This window comes from Janthinobacterium sp. NKUCC06_STL (assembly GCF_019345455.1).
GTDB classification, from domain to species: domain Bacteria; phylum Pseudomonadota; class Gammaproteobacteria; order Burkholderiales; family Burkholderiaceae_D; genus Janthinobacterium; species Janthinobacterium rivuli.
The window spans coordinates 94,309-114,508 of sequence record NZ_JAHKQY010000013.1; the positions used below are offsets into that span (position 1 = coordinate 94,309).

Below are 20,200 nucleotides of genomic sequence, written 5' to 3' on the forward strand. Positions count from 1 at the left end.
AAAAAAAAGCCGCATAAGCGACTTATGGATGCCGAGTTAGGCCGACGGTGTTGTCGGATTACGCTGCGCTAATCCGACCTACGCCCTGAGCCGAGGGATATGACGATTAATAAACGGACGAAAAAAAAGCCGCTCGAGGCGACTTTGATTACTGTGTGATTTCTGCGCTGTTGGCGGAGGTTTGCGGGAGCTAACCGCTGACCTCTTGCATGCCATGCAAGCGCGCTAACAGCTTAGCCATATTCCCCCAAGGGTATGGCGGAAATACTTCGCCAAAATAAAAAAAGCCGCTCTAGGCGACTTTGATTTATTCACTACCTGTTTCTGCGCTGTTGGTGGAGGTAAGCGGGATCGAACCGCTGACCTCTTGCATGCCATGCAAGCGCTCTCCCAGCTGAGCTATACCCCCCGGGCGCAGAAACACTGCTACTTCTTTACTACAACACCAGTCTGAACTGGCGTCCCCAAGGGGATTCGAACCCCTGTACTCACCGTGAAAGGGTGATGTCCTAGGCCTCTAGACGATGGGGACCTCGGCACTACAGTTTGCTACTTTACTTCTGCGCTGTTGGTGGAGGTAAGCGGGATCGAACCGCTGACCTCTTGCATGCCATGCAAGCGCTCTCCCAGCTGAGCTATACCCCCCGGGCGCAGAAATAATAAAAGCCGCACTTGGCGACTTTGTTCCACTACTTGCTTTCCATCCAGATTCCGTTTTTTACGGGCCTGAACTTACAACAATCAGTACAAACAACTGCCACTACTATACCACAACTACCTGGCGTCCCCAAGGGGATTCGAACCCCTGTACTCACCGTGAAAGGGTGATGTCCTAGGCCTCTAGACGATGGGGACCGCGGAACTTCCAAACAACATCTGCACCACTTCAACAAGCAACATCATTGCTGCTGGTGGAGGTAAGCGGGATCGAACCGCTGACCTCTTGCATGCCATGCAAGCGCTCTCCCAGCTGAGCTATACCCCCGTTGGTGCAGAAACAAGAGTATAGCAAAGAAGTTTCACTCTGCAAATACCCTTTTTCGTCTATGAGCAACTTTTCATAGGGGCGGTTTCCGCACCGTATTTTTACGCGTATTTCATCGCGGCGATTACAGCCACTTTGCCAGGCGCGCCAGCACGGTTTCACGGCCGAAGATCACCACTACCTGGTCGATGGCAGGCGTCTGCAGCTGGCCCGTCAAAATCAAACGCAAAGGCATGGCCAGCAGCGGCATCTTGATGGTGTTGGCGGCCAGCACTTCCTTGATCATGGCGGCAACGGCTTCCTTGCTCCACTCCACCGTGGCGATACGCTCGGCAAACTGCGCCAGCACGGGCTTGATGGCATCCGTGATGTGCTGCGTCGCCAGTTCCGCTTCCGGCTGCGGCGCGCGGAAGAACAGCATCGAGGCGGCAGCCAGTTCATTGATGGTATTGGCGCGCTCTTTCATCATGCCCAGCACTTGCGCCAGGTCCGGCGCGCCTTCGAAGACGGCGCCGGCGGCGGCCATTTGCGGACGCGCCAGGTCGGCCAGGCGCGTGTTGTCGGCTTGCTTGATATAGTGGTTGTTCAGCCAGGCCAGTTTTTCATTGTTGAACTGGGCCGCCGATTTCGACAGGTGGTTCAGGTTGAACCACTCGCAGAACTGCTCGGTCGAGAACACTTCATCGTCGCCATGGCTCCAGCCCAGGCGCGCCAGGTAGTTCAGCATCGCTTCCGGCAGGAAGCCCTGCGCCGGGTAATCCATCACGCTGACGGCGCCGTGGCGCTTCGACAGTTTCTCGCCGTCCGCACCCAAAATCATCGGCAGGTGGCCGTACAGCGGCAGCGGTGCGCCGATGGCGCGCAGGATATTGATCTGGCGCGGGGTGTTGTTGACATGGTCGTCGCCGCGGATCACGTGGGTGATCTGCATGTCCCAGTCATCGACGGCCACGCAGAAGTTGTACGTTGGCGTGCCGTCAGGGCGGGCGATCACCAGGTCGTCCAGCTCGCGGTTCGAAATCGTGATCGTGCCCTTGACCACGTCGTCCCACGTCACGTCGCCATCGAGCGGATTCTTGAAGCGCACGACGGGCTTGCGGTCGGCAGGAATGGCCGGCAGGGTCTTGCCCGGCTCCGGGCGCCAGGCGCCGTCGTAGCGGGGCTTTTCGCCGGCGGCGCGCATGCGTTCGCGCATCGCTTCGACTTCTTCCGGCGACGAGTAGCAGTGATATGCCGTACCCTCAAGCAGCATCTGCGCCACCACTTCGCGGTAGCGGTCCATGCGCTGCATCTGGTAGAACGGGCCTTCGTCGTGGTCCAGGCCCAGCCACTTCATGCCTTCGATGATGGCTTGCACGGCTTCCGGCGTGGAACGCTCCACGTCCGTGTCTTCGATGCGCAGCACGAAAGTGCCGCCGAAGTGGCGGGCATACGCCCAGCTATATAAAGCGGTGCGGGCGCCGCCCAGGTGCAGATAGCCGGTCGGGCTGGGAGCGAAACGGGTACGGACGGGAGTAGCGGTTGTGGTCATCGAAGTAGTCAGGCTTGAATAAGTAAAACGCCATTTTACTACCTAAGCAAAGCCCTAAGGCAAACCCCACCACGAACGCTGGGGTCAGACCCTGAGGGTCTGACCCCGGTCCTTCAAGGGGCTTGTCTTATAGTGCCAGCAGCCGCCTTTTCACCTCGTCCGCCTGGGCATGCAGCGCCCGCTCGAACAGGGCGACCAGTTGTGACAGGGGCCGGTGCAAAGGTTTCACGAGATTCACCGTGAACGGCAAGGACACGGCAAAGCGGCGGATCTGCAAGCCCTGCCCCGCATAATCGAGGGCAGTGAGTGGATTGACGATGGCCAGCCCCACGCCTTCGCGCACCATGGCGCAGACGGAGGCGGCGCTGTGGGTGTCGAGCGCCATGCGCCGCTCCACGCCGGCCTGCGCGAAAATGGCGTCGATCTGCTGGCGGTAAGGGTCGACGGCGGCCAGGCTGATGAAAGGCTGGCCCGCAAAATCCGCCGGCTGCAGCACGGTTTTACTTGCGAGCGCATGGCCATCGGGCAGCACGCACACTTCATCGACGGACATCAAGGTATCGAGCGCGGTGCCCGGCGGCGCATTACCCACTTCCGTCAGGCCGATGTCGTGGCGCTGCGCCGACAGCCACTCTTCCAGCAGCGGCGACTCCTGCGGCGTGATGCTGATGCTCACCTTGGGAAAATCGGCGACGAAGCGTTTGCACGCCTGCGGCAGCAGGGACTGGGAAAACACGGGCAGGCAGGCGATCGACAACTGCCCCTGGTCGAACTGGCGCAAGGCCGCCGCCGTGCTGACGATGCGCTCCAGGCCGAAATACGCGCGCTGCACTTCCTCGAACAGTTGCAGCGCCTGGGCCGTCGGACGCAACCGCCCCCGCTCGCGCTCGAACAGGGTGAGGCCCGTCAAGTGCTCGAGACGCGCCAGCTCGCGGCTGACGGTGGGCTGCGACGTGTGCAGCATGGCGGCGGCGGCCGTCACGCTGCCCGTCGTCATGATGGCGCGGAAGACTTCGATATGGCGCAAGGAGATAGTCATGTCCATATCATAAATGAATAAGGTCAGCGTAAATGGATATTTTATGTTTAGCCTAAAAAGCGGCATCATGGCCAGCATCGTAGGTCGGATTAGCGGGCAAAGCCCGCGCAATCCGACACCACCTCGGACGCCACCCATCACATGACAAAGACAACCACCATGAAACCAGTGCCAGACGCCACCCTCGCCCAACTCGCCCAGGAACACGGCACGCCATTGTGGGTGTATGACGCGGCCACCATCCGCGCGCGCGTGCAGCAGCTGTCGCAGTTCGACACCGTGCGCTTCGCGCAAAAGGCCAATTCGAACATCCATCTGCTCACCCTGATGCGCGAAGCGGGCGTGCACGTGGACGCCGTCTCGCTGGGCGAGATCGAACGCGCGCTGCAGGCAGGCTTTACGCCGGCGCAAACGAATGGCGCCGCCGGCGTGGTGTTTACGTGCGACCTGTTCGACCGCCCTACCCTGGCGCGCGTGGCGGCAGCAAAGATCGAAGTCAATTGCGGCTCCGTCGACATGCTGCGCCAGCTGGGCCCCGTGTCGCCCGGCCACCGCGTCTGGCTGCGCATCAATCCCGGCTATGGCCATGGCCACAGCAACAAGACCAATACGGGCGGCGAAAACAGCAAGCACGGTATCTGGCATGAAGAGCTGCCAGAGGCGCTGGCCGTCATCCGCGCGCATGGCCTGCACCTGGTCGGCCTGCACATGCACATCGGCTCGGGCGTCGACTACAGCCACCTGGAAACCGTCTGCGGCACCATGGTCGACCTGGTCAAAAACATGGGCCACGACATCGAAGCCATTTCCACGGGCGGCGGCCTGTCCGTGCCTTACCGCGAAGGCGAGCAGCCCGTCGACACGGACCACTACTTCCAGCTGTGGGATGCGGCGCGCAAGCAGATCGAGGCGCACCTGGGCCACCCCGTGCACCTGGAAATCGAACCGGGCCGCTTCCTCGTGGCCGACGCGGGCCTGCTGGTGGCCGAGGTGCGCGCCACCAAGCAAATGGGCGGCAACCATTTCACCTTGCTCGACACGGGCTTCAATGAACTGATGCGCCCCGCCATGTACGGCAGCTACCATGAAATGTCGGTCATCGCGCATGACGGCCGGGCACTGGACACCCAGCACGCCACCGTGGTCGGCGGCCCCCTGTGCGAATCGGGCGACGTGTTTACCCAGCGCGATGGCGGCGTGGTGGAAACACGCCTTCTGCCTGCAGCGCAGGTGGGCGACTACGTCGTGTTCGAAGGCGCGGGCGCGTATGGCGCGTCGATGTCGTCGAACTACAACAGCCGCCCGCATGCGGCCGAATACCTGGTCGATGGCGAGCAGTCCCGCTTGATCCGCCGCCGCCAGACGGTGGCCGAGCTGATCGCACTGGAACAACTGTAAAACCACGCCCGCGTGCGGGCATGCGCATCTGCTAACATCGGGGCAACTCGATGAAAGCCCGCCATGCCCGCCACCACCCTTGTCCGCCGCAGCGGCGTTTTTCTGCTGCCCCTGCTGCTGCCCGCCGTCCTCGCCGGCTGCGCTTCTCTGCCCTCGCTGGATGGGCGCAGCACCTCCAGCGTCATCGCCGATACGGCACATACCCAACTGGCCACGGCCATTGCCCCCATGGTGGCGCAGCATCCGGGCGTGTCCGGCATTTACCCGCTGGTCGACGGGCGCGACGCCTTTGCCGCGCGCGCCCTGCTGGCCGCCGCCGCCCAGCGCAGCCTGGACGTGCAGTACTACATCTGGCACAAGGACATCACGGGCACCCTGCTGTTTGACGCCCTGCGCCAGGCGGCAGAACGGGGCGTGCGCGTGCGCCTGCTGCTCGACGATAACAACACGGCGGGGCTGGACCAGACCCTGACGATGCTGGGCAAGCAGCAGAATCTGGAAATCCGCCTGTTCAATCCCTTCGTGCCCCGTTCACCGCGCGCACTGGCCTTTGCCACGGACTTTTCCCGCCTCAACCGGCGCATGCACAATAAATCGTTCACGGCCGATAACCAGGCCACCATCGTCGGCGGGCGCAATGTGGGCGATGAATATTTTGGCGCGGCCGGCGACGTGCTGTTCGCCGACCTGGACGTGCTGGCCATCGGCCCCGTCGTCGACGATGTCTCGCACGATTTCGACCGCTACTGGAACAGCGCCTCGGCCTACCCGGCCAGGCTGCTGCTGACCAGCCCTGTCGACGGCGACGCGGCCACCATCGCCGCCGAGGCGGACCGCATCGACGACACCAAGGCAGCCGAGGAATACGTGCAGGCGCTGCGCACCTCGCCCTTCGTCAAGCAGATGATGGAACGCACCCTGCCCTTCGAATGGGCCAGGACGCGCATGGTCAGCGACGACCCGGCCAAGGTGCTGGACCAGGCCAGGCCAGGCACGGGCGTGGCGGACAAGCTGCAAAACCTGCTCGGTGTGCCGGAAAAGGAAGTGGACCTGGTGTCGCCGTATTTCGTGCCCGGCAAATCGGGCACGCAAGCCTTTGCCGACCTGGCAAGAAAAGGCGTGGGCGTGCGCATCCTGACGAATGCGCTGGAAGCGACCGACGTGGCGGCCGTGCATGCGGGCTATGCGAAGTGGCGAAAGCCGCTGCTGGAAGCGGGCGTGCTGCTGTACGAGTCGCGCCGCTCGTGGGAACGCGGCGATGCGCGCGAACAGACCGGCCGCTTCGGCAGCTCCGCATCGAGCCTGCATGCGAAGACATTTGCCGTCGACGACCAGCGCATCTTCGTCGGCTCGTTCAACTTCGACCCGCGCTCCATCGAATTGAATACGGAAATGGGCCTCGTCATCGACAGCCCCGCGCTGGCCAGCCAGCTGGGCCAGGCCATGCGCACCACGATCCCGCAGCGCGCCTACCAGGTGCTGCTGGGCGACGACGGTGCGCTGTACTGGATCGCCCGCGACGCCAGCGGCGCCACCACGCGCTACGACACGGAACCGGGCACCAGCGTGTGGAAGCGCATGGGGGTGGCGATTTTGTCGGTGCTGCCGATAGACTGGCTGCTGTAAGCTGTTTTGCCAACACTGTTGTCGGATTACGCGGGGCTTTGCCCCGCTAATCCGACCTACGCTCTATGCCCACCACAAGGCCAATGTAGGTCGGCTTAGCGCGCAGCGCGTAAGCCGACAACACCACAAGCCAACATCGTTAGCGCACCGCCTCCGTCAACACCCGCCCTTCCGACGCCGACGGCTGGCGTATGCGCAGCAGGTGGGCCAAGGTCGGCGCGATGTCGACCACTTCCGCGTACTGGCCGTAGGCGCCCGGCTTGATCCAGCGGGGGCCGAAGACCATCAGCGGGACGTTGGTGTCATACGTGTACGGCGTGCCGTGCGACGTGCCGCCGCTGCCCTTGCCGAAGTACCAGGCCGGTTTTGTCACCAGCATCAGGTCGCCCGACAGCTGGCGGTTCCAGGCGCGGCGCATCAGGGTGTCCATGCGCGTGGCGACGGCCCCCGTTTCCATTTGCGTGCGCGTGTAGACTTGGGCCAGGCCGTCCTGCTGCAGCAGGAAGCGGGCCGCCGTGTCTTCCAGCGCGGCGCGATGGACGCCGTTCTTTTCCGCCAGCGCGTAATCGAGGTAGATATTCGGCAGCGAGGACGTCGTCACCAGCTTGTCGATGCCCAGGCTTGTCGCCAGGTGCTGGTTCAAGGCATCGACCAGTTTGGCGCCATCGATGCGCTTGGCCGAGAAGCCGCGCGTTTCGGCAAATTCCGGCACGTTGGCAAAACCATGGTCGGCCGTCAACACCACCAGCACGTTGTCCATGCCGACTTTTTTATCGAGATCAAGAAAGAAACCGGCCAGCATGCGGTCCAGGCGCTGCAGGTGGTCGTGCGACATCTTGCTTTCCGGGCCGTAGGCATGGTTCACGTAGTCGTGCGCGGACAGGCTCACGCCGAGGATATCGGGCACGCCGGCCGGGTTGCGGCCCAGGTTTTCGCCATCGATGGCGGCGCGGGCGAATTCCAGTGTCAGTTCATCGAGGAAGGGACCGGATTTCAGGCGGCTGTAGTACTCGCCATCGAGCTTGCCGCTGTCGCTGTAATAGGCAAACGGGAAGGTGTTGCGCGTGCCCGGCTTGGCCGCCACGATGTCATCGCGGGCATCATTGACATAGGCCGAATCGGCCAGCAGCGGCGTCCAGCTCTTGCCGTAATAGCGGTCCTGCGGCTTGGCCGCCTGGTAGCGCTGCACCCATTGCGGATGCTGCTGCATATAGTAGGTGCTGCTGGCGAAATTGCCCGTCTTTTCCATGTACATGTACGCCGTGCCCGTTTTCCCGGCCAGCAGGATGGCGCCGCGGTCCTTGCCCGACACGGTGACGACCTTGGATTTGTCGCCCGTGGAGTAGCGCAATTCATCGCCCAGGGTGCTCACGCGCAGTTTCGTCGGCGCCGTGCCGTCGTCGCTCTGCGTCTCTTCGCCGATGTAGTGGAAATTGCCATCCTCGGTGCAGTACACGGATTTTTTCGTGACGGGATCGATCCAGTTATTGCCGATCACGCCATGCTGGTAAGGATAGGCGCCCGACAGCACGGCCGAGTGGCCGATGGCCGTGACCGTGATGCCATGCGCCTGGTGCGCATCGCTGAACCACGCGCCCTGCTCCAGCAGGCGGCGGAAACCGCCCTGGCCGAACTGGTCGCGGTAGCGCGTCACCTGTTCCTGCGGCAAGCCGTCCACCACCAGCACGACCACCAGCTTCGGCTGCGCCGCAGAGGCAGGAAGCGCCTTGGCCGCATGCGCCTGGCACGCCGCCACGCCAGCGACCAGCAGCAGCGCCTGCGCCAGTTGCCGGGAAAGGGAGAAATGTTTCGTCATATCCGCTCATCAAAAGTTAGGCCACCGGCCAGCATACGCCGACTATATGACACAATAATGACAAGAGGCAACAATATAAAAAAGGCCAGGTTCCATCGCTGGAACCCGGCCTTATGCCGCAACAGACAATCTGCCTGACTTACTTGACCGTCACCTTGATGCTTTTGCTCAACTCCGGTCCATATGACTGGTGCGCGCCATTGGCAAACTGCATGGTGAGCGTGTACTGGCCCGGCGGCAAGGTGACGTCCGTTTCCGTTTGTCCTTTGCCGAAATGCAAATGCTTGTCATCCATGGGTATCATCTCGCCCGCCTTCATCGGCCCCATATTGATGAGCAGATGATGGTGGCCCGTCTTGGCCGTCATGTCGCCGGCCGGCTTGACGTCCATGCCTTTGACGGCAAATTTCACTTTGAACGGGCTCGTCACCGTCGCGCCATCGACTGGCTCGACGAACGAGACGGATTGGGCGAAAGCGCTGGCGGCCAGCAGACTGCCGGCGACCAGGACTGCGGCCTGGCGCAGGAATACGGTGGTCAATTGCATGATGTCTCCTCTTGTTTGATAACAACACAGACTGCATGAAACCATATTCCTGCTGACAATGGCGCAGGATTGTTAACCCATGAAGAGCCGGGGTCGAACCCTGAGGGTTCGACCCCAGTCTTTGCCTTGGGCTTAAGCTGGCTATCGATCAATCGTTCTTGATCACGATGCTCGGGAACTTGCTCGTCATGTCCTTCGCCTTTTCCGCCACCTTGATCGCGATGGTGCGAGCGATCTGCTTGTAGATCACGGCGACGGGGCCTTCCGGCTCGGCCACGACGGTGGGCGTGCCCGAATCCGTCTGCTGGCGAATCGCCATGGTCAGCGGCAAGGCGCCGAGGAATTCCACGCCAAAGTCGGTGCACATCTTCGCGCCGCCGCCGGCGCCGAAGATTTCTTCCGCATGGCCGCAGTTCGAGCAGATGTGCGTGCTCATGTTTTCCACCACGCCGAGGATCGGGATGCCGACCTTCTCGAACATTTTCAAGCCCTTGCGCGCATCGAGCAGGGCGATGTCCTGCGGCGTCGTGACGATGACGGCGCCCGTGACGGGCACTTTCTGCGACAGGGTCAGTTGAATGTCACCCGTGCCTGGCGGCATGTCGACGATCAGGTAATCGAGGTCGCGCCAGTTGGTCTGGTCCAGCAATTGCTGCAAGGCTTGCGTGACCATCGGGCCGCGCCACACCATCGGTTCGTCCGGATCGATCATGAAGCCGATCGACGACACTTGCAGGCCGTGGTTTTCCATCGGCTCCATGCTCTTGCCGTCCAGGGTCTTCGGCTGGCCGCTGATGCCCAGCATCATCGGTTGCGACGGGCCATAGATGTCGGCGTCGAGCATGCCGACGGTGGCGCCTTCGGCCGCCAGGGCCAGGGCCAGGTTGACGGCCGTGGTCGATTTACCCACGCCGCCCTTGCCGGAAGCGACGGCGATGATGTTTTTCACGTTGCTCATCGGCTTCAAGCCGCGCTGCACCGTGTGCGAAATGATTTTCGACGACACGCCCACGCTGACGTTGCCCACGCCCGGCAGCACGCGCAGGGCGGCCAGCACGGATTTGCGGATCAGGTCGATCTGGCTTTTGGCGGGGTAGCCCAGTTCGATGTCGAGGGAAATATCATCGCCATCGACCTTCAGATTCTTGACGGTTTTGCTGGAAACGAAATCTTTATGTGTATTTGGATCAATAACCTGGGCCAGCGCGGCCTTGACGTCTTCTACTGTGATGCTCATGTAAATCTCCGTGTGTACTACATATGTGCAATACGCGCAGTCTAGCGCAAATTTGCATGGCGCGATGGCGGCAAAAGCATCACTTGCCGGCGCTGCATCTGCTCATATTGCCTTTCCGCTGTTAAAATGTCCTATTATCCATCCCAAAAGTGCATCAATCATGACTCGCAAGCTGTTCGTCACCACTGCCCTGCCTTACGCAAACGCCGCTTTTCACATTGGCCACATCATGGAATACATCCAGGCCGATATCTGGGTCCGGTTCCAGCGAATGCAACGCGATGGCGCAGCCGGCCGTGAAGTGCACTTTGTGGGCGCCGACGATACGCATGGCACGCCCATCATGATCGCCGCCGAAAAGGAAGGCATCACGCCGCAGCAATTCGTCGCCAACATCGCGGCCGGCCGCGCCCAGTACCTCGATGGCTTCCATATCGCCTTCGACAACTGGTATTCGACCGACTCGCCTGAAAACGTCGACCTGTCGCAATCGATCTACCGCAAGTTGCGCGATACGGGCCTGATCGTCACGAAAACCGTCGACCGCTTCTTCGATCCGGTCAAGGGCATGTTCCTGGCCGACCGCAACATCAAGGGCGAATGCCCGAAATGCGGCGCCAAGAACCAGTACGGCGACAATTGCGAAGTGTGCGGCGCGGCCTACCAACCGACCGACCTGGTCAATCCGTTCTCGGTCTTCACCAACGCGACGCCCGTGATGAAGCCGTCGGAACAGTATTTCTTCAAGCTGTCCGACCCGCGCTGCTTCGAATTCCTGAAAGATTGGCTCAATACGCCAGGCCGCCTGCAGCCGGAAATGGTCAACAAGGTCAGCGAATGGCTGGGCGAAGCCGGTGAAAAGCTGGCCGACTGGGATATTTCGCGCGATGCGCCCTACTTCGGCATCCCGATTCCCGATGCGCCGGGTAAATTCTTCTATGTGTGGATGGATGCGCCCGTCGGTTACCTGGCCAGCCTGAAAAACTATTGCGACAAGAAAGGCATCGATTTCGACGCCTTCCTGAATGACCCGTCGACGGAACAGATCCACTTCATCGGCAAGGACATCGTTTCCTTCCATTTGCTGTTCTGGCCCGCCATGCTGAAGTTCGCCAATCACCCGGTGATCGACAAACTGAAAGTCAACGTGCACGGCTTCCTGACGGTCAACAACGAGAAAATGTCGAAGTCGCGCGGCACGGGCATTTCGCCGCTGCGCTACCTGGACCTGGGCATGAACCCAGAATGGCTGCGCTACTACATCGCCTTCAAGCTGAACTCGAAAGTGGAAGACCTGGACTTCAACGGCGAAGACTTTGTCGCCCGCGTGAACAGCGATCTGATCGGCAAGTACGTGAACATCGCCAGCCGCTGCGCCGGCTTCATCGCCAAGCGTTTCGACGGCAAGCTGGCGTCGACGCTGTCGGAAGGCGCGCAAAGCTGGATCAACCGCGCCCTGACGGTGGACGTCAACGGCGTCATCGTCGAGCGCCAGGCCAGCATCGCCGCGCACTTCGAGAACCGCGAATTCGGCAAGGCCTTGCGTGAAATCATGGAAATCGCCGACATCACCAACCAGTATGTCGATGAAAACAAGCCGTGGATCCTCGCCAAGGACGTCGAAAAGACGGCCGAACTGCACGACGTGTGCACCACGGCCCTGATCCTGTTCCGCCAGCTGACGATTTTGCTGTCGCCGGTCCTGCCGGGCGTGGCCAAGAACGTGGCATCGTTCCTCAACGACGCGGAATTTACCTGGGCCGACACGCAAGTATTCGGCGACGCCGTCTCGAACAGCATGCTGGGCCGTACCATCGGCGCCTACAGCCACTTGATGACGCGCATGGACGCGAAGATGATCGAAGCGCTGTTCGACGCGCCGCAAGCTGCCGCCGCCATTGCCGCGCCGGCCGGCGACGCCGCGAATGACGCCGCAGCGCCTGCAGCTGCCGCCGCTACCGCCATCGAGGAACTGGCGCCCGAGATCAAGATCGACGATTTCCTCAAGGTCGACCTGCGCATCGCGAAAATCGTCAATTGCGAACTGGTCGACGGCTCGGACAAGCTGCTGCGCCTGACCCTCGATGCGGGCGAAGGCCGTCTGCGTAACGTATTCTCGGGCATCCGCTCGGCTTACCAGCCGGAAGAACTGGTCGGCAAGCTGACGGTGCTGGTGGCCAATCTGGCGCCGCGCAAGATGAAGTTCGGCATTTCCGAAGGCATGGTCATGGCCGCATCGAGCGCCGACGAGAAGGCCAATCCGGGCATCTACATCCTGAACCCGTGGCCGGGCGCCGAACCTGGCATGCGCATCCGTTAAGCCACCACAAGGACTGATGATGAATATCGTGGTGCGCGAAGCAACGAATGCCGATGCACAGCTGATGGCCGAGCTGACCCGTGCCGCGTGGGCCGGCAAGGTGGCCGCCGCGTCCAGTGGACACCACGAGACGGCGCAGCAAGTGGAAGAGCAATTGCGCCACGGCGGCGGTTTTCTGTTGCTGATCGACGACATTCCAGCCGGTTCGCTGCGCTGGATGCCACTCGACAGCGACCCCGCCATCTGGAAGATTTCACGCATGGGCGTGCTGCCCGCCTACCGGGGCAGCCACGTTTCGCAGCATTTACTGGAAGCCATCATTCATCACGGCCTGTCGTGCCAGGCCGAGGAATTGCGCCTGGCCGTGCGGCGCGACCAGCGCAAGCTGATCGATTTTTATGCGGCCTTCGAATTCGACCTGGCCGAAGAACTGGAATATTCGCACGCCAACCCCGCCGAACCGGCGCCGATGGTGATGCGGCGTTTGCTGCGTTATTGATTTTTAGCAATTTCGCCCCGGACTTGCCGAGACAACAACCCGCCAGGCCGCACGGCGCGGTAAAATACGGCCGGCTGACCTTACCCATAAGACACTCAGAAGAGAATATGAAACTGCCTGCAAAACACAACAACTACGTATCCGACCACACCTTGTTCATCGCCGAACTGAAGGCCAAGAACCCTGGCATGGAAGCGGGCCAGCAAGCGGGCCGCGCCCTGCTGTGGGACAAGCCGGCCGTCAGCATCGATGAGCAGGAACGCCAGCTGGCGTCGGCCGTCAAGCAACAGGCTTACGTTTACCAGAACAAGAACTAAGATCTGGAACCGGCACGATGTTGCCTGAAGAGTCTGCAGTCACGCCGGAAGCCGACGCTTCCGGTGCCGGCGCAGTCATCGAGTCGCCCGAACCTGTCGCTGAAGGCGACGGCAGCGGCGACCCTGCAGCATCTGCCACGGCAGTAACGGACGCGGCGCCCGCCGCCGACCCGCTGGGCATCGCCCGCCTGTATGGCGAGCCGATGCTGCGCATGCCGACGGATTTGTACATTCCGCCGGACGCGCTGGAAATCTTCCTCGAAGCCTTCGAAGGCCCGCTCGACTTGCTGCTCTACCTGATCCGCAAGCAAAATTTCAACATTCTCGATATTCCGATGGCGCAGGTCACCCTGCAATATCTGAAATATGTCGACCAGATCCGCGTGCGCAACCTGGAACTGGCCGCAGAGTATCTGCTGATGGCGGCCATGTTGATCGAGATCAAGTCGCGCATGCTCTTGCCTTCGCGCAAGAGCGATGTCGAGGAAGATGGCGGCGACCCCCGTGCCGAACTGGTGCGCCGCCTGCTCGAATACGAGCAGATCAAGCTGGCCGCCTACGACCTGAACGCCATCCCCCAGTTCGAGCGCGATTTCGTGCGCACACAAATTTTCATCGAGCAAAGCCTGACGCCCACCTGGCCCGACGTGGAACCGGTGGACTTGCAGCAGGCGTGGCTCGACGTGCTGAAACGCGCCAAGCTGACCCAGCATCACCGCATCAGCCGCCAGGAACTGTCCGTGCGCGAGCACATGTCGAGCATCCTGCGCCATTTGCAATCGTCGCGCTTCGTCGAGTTCAGCGAGCTGTTCGACATTGCCGGCGGCGTGCCCGTGGTGGTGGTCAACTTCGTGGCCCTGCTGGAACTGGCCAAGGAAACCTTGATCGAAATCACGCAGGCAGAACCGTTTGCACCCATCTATGTCCGGCTGGCCTATTCGCCCGCCTGACCCCTTCCCTTTGTCACTGACCACCGTACAACGGGGTTTTAGCGAAAGCAATCCATGAAAATTATTTCCGACATCGAAGAATTGCGCGACCAGCTCAGCGGACAGCTGCGCACGGCGTTCGTCCCTACCATGGGCAACCTGCACGAAGGCCATCTGTCGCTGATGCGCCTGGCGCGCAAGCATGGCGACCCCGTCGTCGCCTCGATCTTCGTGAACCGCCTGCAATTCGGCCCGAACGAAGACTTCGAAAAATATCCGCGCACCATGGCGGCCGACATCGCCAAGCTAGAAAAGGAAGGCGTGTACGTGCTGTTCGCGCCGACGGAAAAGGAACTGTACCCGGAACCGCAGGAATACCGCGTGCGCCCGCCCGATGACCTGGGCAATACGCTGGAAGGCGAGTTCCGCCCCGGCTTCTTCGAAGGCGTGTGCACGGTCGTCACCAAGCTGTTCTCGTGCGTGGGCCCGCGCGTGGCCGTGTTCGGCAAGAAGGATTACCAGCAGCTGATGATCATCCGCAACATGGCGCGCCAGTTCGCGCTGCCGACGGAAATCATCGCCGCGGAAACGTACCGCGCGGACGATGGCCTGGCCTTATCGTCGCGCAATATGTATCTGTCGGAAAGCGAACGCGCGGAAGCGCCGGAACTGTACAAGGGACTTAATTTCGTGGCCGAGGAAGTGCGCAAGGGCAATCTGGCCGTCGGCGAACTGGAACAGGCAGCCATGCAGTTGCTGGACGGCCGCGGCTGGAAATCGGACTACATCGCCGTGCGCAAGCGCGCCAACCTGCAAGCGCCTAGCGCCGCCGAACTGGCCGCCGGCGAACCGCTGGTGGTGCTGGCCGCCGCCAAGCTGGGACAAACCAGACTCATCGACAACCTCGAAATTTAAGCATTGTCACAACGGGGCCATTCGGCCCCGTTTCTTTTGGCTATGTCACCGTCAAGTGTGGGAATGCGCCCAACGTTGCTTTCAATAACGTTTCCGATGAACGGATGCGCCTGGCGTCGAGTATCCAGCGCCAGCCCAGGTAGTTCGGCAGGTAGCGCGTCGCCACGCCGTGAAAGGGCCGTAGCCATGCGCGCAAGCGGCTGTGATAGGCATTGACGTTCTGCACGTGGGCGGCCCCTCGCACACGGATGCCAGCGCGCAAGTTGACTGCTTGGTGGCTGATGCCCGCTTCCCTCGCAAAAGCCAGATAGGCGGCATGACCGTCGGTCACCAGCAGCACGTCCTTGTGGATAACGGGTAGCAGCGAATGATGCAGCTGTGCCTTCGTCAACGCCCCTTTGCCCGTGACGAAATCGAGGGTCTGGCCCGTACGGTCGCGCGCTACCAAGATGCAAACCTGTTCATTGGAAATGCCGCGCTGATGGGCATGGCCGCCACGGCGGCGCGCCGGACGCGTCATCTGCCTGGATCCCTTTTCTGATTCCAGCACGTAGAGCTCATCGGCCTCGGCAATGCCATGCAGACAATGCGGCCGGTCCGTCTTTGCTACGCTGAGAAAACGGTGTCGCCAGCGAAACGTGGTGTTGCGGTGCAGTCCCAACTGCTGAGCGGCCTGGCGTACCGACCTGGAATCAAGCAGGCAATCCGCATAGTCGAGCCACAGCGATTTATGGCGCAAGTGCGCCAGCGGCGTGCCCGTCAAGGCATTGAATGTGCGTCCACAGGATACACAGCGGTAGCGCTGCAGGCCGTGCGCATGGCCATGCCGGTGCAGGTGACACGATTGGCAGGCGGGACAGCCCAGGCGTGCTTGCGTAGCGTTTTCAAGCAGCGTGACGGTCACATCGTGTGGCCCATTGCCACACAGCAAGGCTATTCCTGCCTGCCGCTGGCGTCGGTTCAACTGCGCAAACTGCGCGATAAAGCGTCTCCATTCGGCTGGCTGCATGATCGGCTCCTGCATGGTGGGTATGCAGTGTCAGACAGCCCAGCCAAGGAAAGATTCAGGCAGATCCCCTATTTATCGATGACAGAGCCTTTCTTTTTACTTCTCCATCCCTACCAGCTTGAGTTCGGCAAACAGCGGTTTGTTGCTGCCGCGTGCCGCTTGCAACATGTCATAGCTGGCCGCATCGAGCACGATTTCTTCTCCCGCCCACAGCTTGCGCTGGTTTGCAGGCAGCCTCAGGCTGCGCAGGATGGCCCGCACCTGGGCTGGATCGGCTGCCAGCAGGCGAATGGCGTGCGCATGGCGCTGTGTGCCCGTAAGGATCGGCAAGCCGCCTTCCGGGCCGTTCTGGCTTAGGCTGACATAGTCATGCCCACCCACGCGGTGCAGATAAGCATGCCGGCCATCGGCTTCGGCAGGCGGCTGCGCGGCCAGCTCCTGCATCTCGACCGACGCGACAGGCGCAGCGGCGGTTTGTTCAAGGCTCACGCCACAGCCCGCCAACATGGCTGTGCTCAGGGCAAAAAATAATACGGGTGCTCGGCGCATCGCGCGCTCCTTCTTGTCGGGGTCGGGGACAAAGGGAAATACTGCAGCGATCATGGGCCAAATTATTTGACGTGTAAAGTTAACTTTAGGAAATATTTAATTCCTTTGCGCAATCTCATGTGATCGGCGCAAGCGGACGAAAAAAAACGCCGCCGGTTTGCACGGGCAGCGTTTTCTTGATAACGGTCAAGCCTGGATCAGGCGCCGGCTTTTTCCAGCTTCTCGAAAATCTTGTTCAGCTTTTCATCGAGGGTCGCGGCCGTGAACGGCTTGACGACATAACCGCTGGCGCCAGCCTGGGCGGCGGCGATGATGTTTTCTTTTTTCGCTTCGGCGGTGACCATCAGCACGGGCAGCTTGGCCAGTGCAGGATCGGCGCGGATATGCTGCAGCATCGTCAGGCCATCCATGTTGGGCATGTTCCAGTCCGACACGACGAAATCGAACGATTCCGCGCGCAGCTTGGCCAGGCCCATCACGCCGTCTTCCGCCTCATCGACGTTGGCATAACCCAGTTCCTTCAACAGATTCCGGACAATGCGGCGCATCGTCGAAAAATCGTCAACGACTAAAAATTTCATCTTTGGATCAGCCATGAATAACTCCGTTGTTTCTGTAGCGGTTTGTTAATAATATCGACATGAATGCCGACATTATGGTCGACACTACGGCAGCAAGTTGTAGGATAGCATTTTCGTTGCTTTTAGGCGAACAAACTTGCCTCAGATCATATAAAACGTGGCTTACACGCGCAAAGCACGCATGCCGTGCGCCGCCAGGTGTCCCAGCACCATGCCAGGCAACGCCGTCAGAGCGCCGACCTCATGCGTAGCACCAACAGCGATCGCCTCGCGCGGCATGCCGAACACCACGCAACTGGCTTCATCCTGCGCAAAATTATACGCTCCTGCGGCCTTCATCTCCAACATGCCTTGTGCGCCATCCTTGCCCATGCCGGTGAGGATCACGCCGACGGCATTTTTACCGGCCGATTGCGCGGCCGAACGGAACAGCACATCGACGGACGGGCGGTGGCGGTTCACCGGTTCGCCCTGGTCGATCTTGGTCATGTAATTGGCGCCGCTGCGCGTCAGGGTCAGGTGCGAATGGCCGGGCGCGATGTAGGCGTGGCCGGGCAGCACCCGTTCGCCGCCTGCCGCTTCCTGCACCGAGATCTTGCACAGCGAATCGAGGCGGCGCGCGAACGAGCGCGTAAAGCCTTCCGGCATGTGCTGCGTGATCAGGATGCCGGGGCAGTCGGACGGCATCTGCATGAGAAATTCGCGGATCGCTTCCGTGCCGCCAGTCGAGGCGCCCACGATGATCAGCTTTTCGCTCGACGTCAATGGGCTGCGCAGCGCAGGCAGCGGTGCGGCCACCTTGTCGCCGGCCGACGGCAGGGTGCGCGCACGGATGCGCGCCTTCGAGGCGGCACGGATCTTGTCGGCGATCATGTCGGTGTACTCGCGCATGCCGCTCTGGATGGAAATTTTCGGCTTGGTGACGAAATCGACGGCGCCCAGTTCCAGCGCCCGCATGGTGATTTCCGAACCGCGCTCGGTCAGCGACGACACCATCAATACCGGCATCGGACGCAAACGCATCAGCTTTTCCAGGAAATCGAGGCCATCCATCTTCGGCATCTCGACGTCGAGGGTCAGCACGTCGGGGTTGGTCTGCTTGATCATCTCGCGCGCCACCAGCGGATCGGGCGCCGCTCCCACCACTTCCATGTCGGGCTGGCTGTTTACGATTTCCGTCATAACGCTGCGGATCAACGCCGAATCATCCACGATCAATACTTTGATCTTCATATATTTTCCTTTGGGCCTACCGGCCCATTAAAGCACCTGATCCCACCTACTGCGCGTCGCGATTTGCGGCCTCCGATGCTCACTGTGCTAAAGCACAGCTGCGCGTCTCGGCCACAACTCCCATCCGCTCGCTACGGTGTGATCAGGTGTTGTTATCTGTATATCACACTATTAAAACAGTTCGACTTCGCCGCCCACCGGCGCGACCTTGAGGCGGCTGGCGTAATCGAGTTCGCGGCGTACCAGCGTATCGTTATGCGTCTGCATCAGCTTTTTCACCAGCACCTTGCCGCTGCGGGGGAAAAAATACACTTTGCGCGGATGGATGTCGTTCAGGTCTTCGGCCACCACGCGCATCTTTTCCGCCTTCAGGTAATTGATGACGAAGGCAGCATTGCGTTCGCCGACGTTGATCGCCGTGAAGCCGCGCAGCACGGCGCCGCCGCCGAACACTTTCGCTTCCATGTTCTCGCGCCGCGCGCCCGCCTTCAGCAGATCGTTGATCAGGATTTCCATGGCGTAGGTGCCATAGCGCATCGACGCGGAAATCGGACTGTTCGGGTCGCTGCCGCCATCGGGCAGCATGAAGTGGTTCATGCCGCCCAGGCCCGTGACGCGGTCGCGGATGCAGGCCGAGACGCAGGAGCCGAGCACGGTGACGATCAGCATGTCCTTGTTGGTAAAGTAGTACTCACCAGGCAAGATCTTGGCGGCGTCACAATTGAACGTCCTGTCGTAATAGACGTTAGTGGCGAATTGCTCTTTGGATTCCAGGCTCATATTTCACTCTCATGTACGATGCGACGATGCCTTGGGCGCGGCGCCCCGAGGCTGATCGAGCTCATAGACTGTTTTACCGCGCAGCTTCAATGAATCCGACACGTACAGAAAATTCTCCGAATGGCCCGCAAACAGCAGGGCATCCGGCTTCATCAAGGGCACAAAGCGCGACAGGATCTTGCGCTGCGTCGCCTTGTCAAAATAAATCATCACGTTACGGCAAAAGATGACGTCGAACTGCCCCGTCAATGGCCAGCCGTCGGCCAGCAGGTTGAGCGGCTTGAAGGTGATCATCTGGCGCAATTCCGGGCGCACCCGCACCTGCCCCTCGCGATCGCCCTTGCCGCGCAAGAAAAAGCGTCGCGCACGGTCGGCCGGCATCTTGTCGAGCCGGTCCAGGTTGTAGACGCCATTGGCAGCCGTGGCCAGCACGTTCGTGTCGATGTCCGTGGCGATGATGGTGACCGGCGGCGTGAGCGTATTGAACGCCTCGCACACCGTCATGGCGATCGAATACGGCTCCTCGCCGGTGGAACTGGCCGAACACCAGATGGTGATCGGCCCGCTCAGTTTTTTCACATGTTCGGCCAGCAGCGGAAAATGATGCGCCTCGCGGAAGAACGACGTCAGGTTGGTCGTCAGCGCATTCGTGAACGCTTCCCACTCGTCGCCCATGCGGCCAGCTTCCAGGTCGTCCAGGTAGCGGACGAACGAGGAGATGCCGGTCGCGCGCAAGCGCCTGGCCAGACGGCTGTAGACCATCTCCTGCTTACTGTCGGCCAGCGCGATGCCGGCACGCTTGTAAATCATGGCGCGGACCCGTTCGAAGTCCTTGCCAGTGAAATCAAATTCCTTGACCGAATCCGTTTTAGTTTGCGGCATTTTATTT

The 20,200-nt window shown here is 61.0% G+C and carries 18 protein-coding genes and 5 tRNA genes; 7 read left to right on the forward strand and 16 right to left on the reverse strand.

Annotation, left to right across the window (positions count from 1 at the left end; genetic code table 11):
- Positions 1-333: 333 nt before the first annotated feature.
- The 7 genes from KO539_RS27430 to KO539_RS27460 form a co-directional block, all read right to left on the reverse strand.
- Positions 334-409, reverse strand: a tRNA-Ala gene (locus KO539_RS27430).
- 47 nt (positions 410-456) lie between these two features.
- Positions 457-532 (reverse strand) — tRNA-Glu (locus KO539_RS27435).
- A 37-nt stretch (positions 533-569) separates the two neighbouring features.
- A tRNA-Ala gene (locus KO539_RS27440) sits at positions 570-645 on the reverse strand.
- Positions 646-779: 134 nt separating this feature from the next.
- Positions 780-855, reverse strand: a tRNA-Glu gene (locus tag KO539_RS27445).
- A 54-nt stretch (positions 856-909) separates the two neighbouring features.
- Positions 910-985: transfer RNA gene (locus tag KO539_RS27450), tRNA-Ala, on the reverse strand.
- A 124-nt stretch (positions 986-1,109) separates the two neighbouring features.
- Complete coding sequence (gltX, locus tag KO539_RS27455) at positions 1,110-2,516, reverse strand: glutamate--tRNA ligase (RefSeq protein WP_219313281.1); 1,407 nt, start codon at positions 2,514-2,516, stop codon at positions 1,110-1,112.
- Positions 2,517-2,643: 127 nt separating this feature from the next.
- Complete coding sequence (locus tag KO539_RS27460) at positions 2,644-3,555, reverse strand: LysR family transcriptional regulator (RefSeq protein ID WP_219313283.1); 912 nt, start codon at positions 3,553-3,555, stop codon at positions 2,644-2,646.
- Between the two features lie 159 nt (positions 3,556-3,714).
- Here KO539_RS27460 and lysA point away from each other — a divergent pair, with 159 nt between their 5' ends.
- Both lysA and KO539_RS27470 read left to right on the forward strand, forming a co-directional pair.
- Positions 3,715-4,953 carry a diaminopimelate decarboxylase gene (gene lysA, locus KO539_RS27465; RefSeq protein ID WP_219313285.1) on the forward strand — a complete coding sequence of 413 codons (1,239 nt, stop codon included), beginning with the start codon at positions 3,715-3,717 and terminating at the stop codon, positions 4,951-4,953.
- 63 nt (positions 4,954-5,016) lie between these two features.
- Entirely contained in the window at positions 5,017-6,579 is a 1,563-nt protein-coding gene (locus tag KO539_RS27470) for a phospholipase D family protein (RefSeq protein ID WP_219313287.1), read from the forward strand.
- 139 nt (positions 6,580-6,718) lie between these two features.
- Here KO539_RS27470 and KO539_RS27475 read toward each other — a convergent pair whose 3' ends face one another.
- From KO539_RS27475 to apbC, 3 genes are all read right to left on the reverse strand, one after another.
- On the reverse strand, positions 6,719-8,395 hold the full coding sequence (locus tag KO539_RS27475) for an alkaline phosphatase family protein (RefSeq protein WP_257626509.1): 1,677 nt from the start codon (positions 8,393-8,395) through the stop codon (positions 6,719-6,721).
- 139 nt (positions 8,396-8,534) lie between these two features.
- Positions 8,535-8,942 (reverse strand): DUF4399 domain-containing protein, encoded by a 408-nt coding sequence (locus tag KO539_RS27480; protein WP_035826618.1) that lies wholly within the window; start codon positions 8,940-8,942, stop codon positions 8,535-8,537.
- Positions 8,943-9,090: 148 nt separating this feature from the next.
- Entirely contained in the window at positions 9,091-10,179 is a 1,089-nt protein-coding gene (gene apbC, locus KO539_RS27485; protein WP_219313289.1) for an iron-sulfur cluster carrier protein ApbC, read from the reverse strand.
- Between the two features lie 160 nt (positions 10,180-10,339).
- Here apbC and metG point away from each other — a divergent pair, with 160 nt between their 5' ends.
- The 5 genes from metG to panC all read left to right on the forward strand — a co-directional run bounded on the left by metG (position 10,340) and on the right by panC (position 15,159).
- Positions 10,340-12,499 (forward strand): methionine--tRNA ligase, encoded by a 2,160-nt coding sequence (metG, locus tag KO539_RS27490; protein ID WP_219313291.1) that lies wholly within the window; start codon positions 10,340-10,342, stop codon positions 12,497-12,499.
- A 19-nt stretch (positions 12,500-12,518) separates the two neighbouring features.
- Positions 12,519-12,998: a GNAT family N-acetyltransferase gene (locus KO539_RS27495; protein WP_099402807.1), complete on the forward strand. Its 480-nt coding sequence runs from the start codon at positions 12,519-12,521 to the stop codon at positions 12,996-12,998.
- A 107-nt stretch (positions 12,999-13,105) separates the two neighbouring features.
- Positions 13,106-13,315, forward strand: a complete 210-nt coding sequence (locus KO539_RS27500) for a DUF3460 family protein (RefSeq protein WP_034778041.1) — start codon at positions 13,106-13,108, stop codon at positions 13,313-13,315.
- Between the two features lie 17 nt (positions 13,316-13,332).
- Positions 13,333-14,265 (forward strand): ScpA family protein, encoded by a 933-nt coding sequence (locus KO539_RS27505; protein ID WP_219313294.1) that lies wholly within the window; start codon positions 13,333-13,335, stop codon positions 14,263-14,265.
- A 54-nt stretch (positions 14,266-14,319) separates the two neighbouring features.
- Complete coding sequence (gene panC, locus KO539_RS27510) at positions 14,320-15,159, forward strand: pantoate--beta-alanine ligase (protein ID WP_035826607.1); 840 nt, start codon at positions 14,320-14,322, stop codon at positions 15,157-15,159.
- Positions 15,160-15,199: 40 nt separating this feature from the next.
- On the opposite strand, the gene KO539_RS27515 is transcribed toward panC, so the two are convergent.
- From KO539_RS27515 to KO539_RS27540, 6 genes are all read right to left on the reverse strand, one after another.
- Positions 15,200-16,168 carry an IS1595 family transposase gene (locus KO539_RS27515; RefSeq protein ID WP_219313296.1) on the reverse strand — a complete coding sequence of 323 codons (969 nt, stop codon included), beginning with the start codon at positions 16,166-16,168 and terminating at the stop codon, positions 15,200-15,202.
- A gap of 96 nt (positions 16,169-16,264) precedes the next feature.
- Positions 16,265-16,771 (reverse strand): hypothetical protein, encoded by a 507-nt coding sequence (locus KO539_RS27520; protein WP_219313298.1) that lies wholly within the window; start codon positions 16,769-16,771, stop codon positions 16,265-16,267.
- Between the two features lie 143 nt (positions 16,772-16,914).
- Positions 16,915-17,313: a chemotaxis response regulator CheY gene (cheY, locus tag KO539_RS27525; protein WP_026132837.1), complete on the reverse strand. Its 399-nt coding sequence runs from the start codon at positions 17,311-17,313 to the stop codon at positions 16,915-16,917.
- A gap of 147 nt (positions 17,314-17,460) precedes the next feature.
- Positions 17,461-18,531, reverse strand: coding sequence for a chemotaxis response regulator protein-glutamate methylesterase (locus KO539_RS27530; RefSeq protein ID WP_035826603.1), 1,071 nt, complete (start codon positions 18,529-18,531; stop codon positions 17,461-17,463).
- 171 nt (positions 18,532-18,702) lie between these two features.
- Complete coding sequence (gene cheD / locus KO539_RS27535) at positions 18,703-19,311, reverse strand: chemoreceptor glutamine deamidase CheD (RefSeq protein WP_034758343.1); 609 nt, start codon at positions 19,309-19,311, stop codon at positions 18,703-18,705.
- Positions 19,312-19,320: 9 nt separating this feature from the next.
- Entirely contained in the window at positions 19,321-20,193 is an 873-nt protein-coding gene (locus KO539_RS27540; RefSeq protein WP_035826600.1) for a CheR family methyltransferase, read from the reverse strand.
- Between the last annotated feature and the right edge of the window lie 7 nt (positions 20,194-20,200).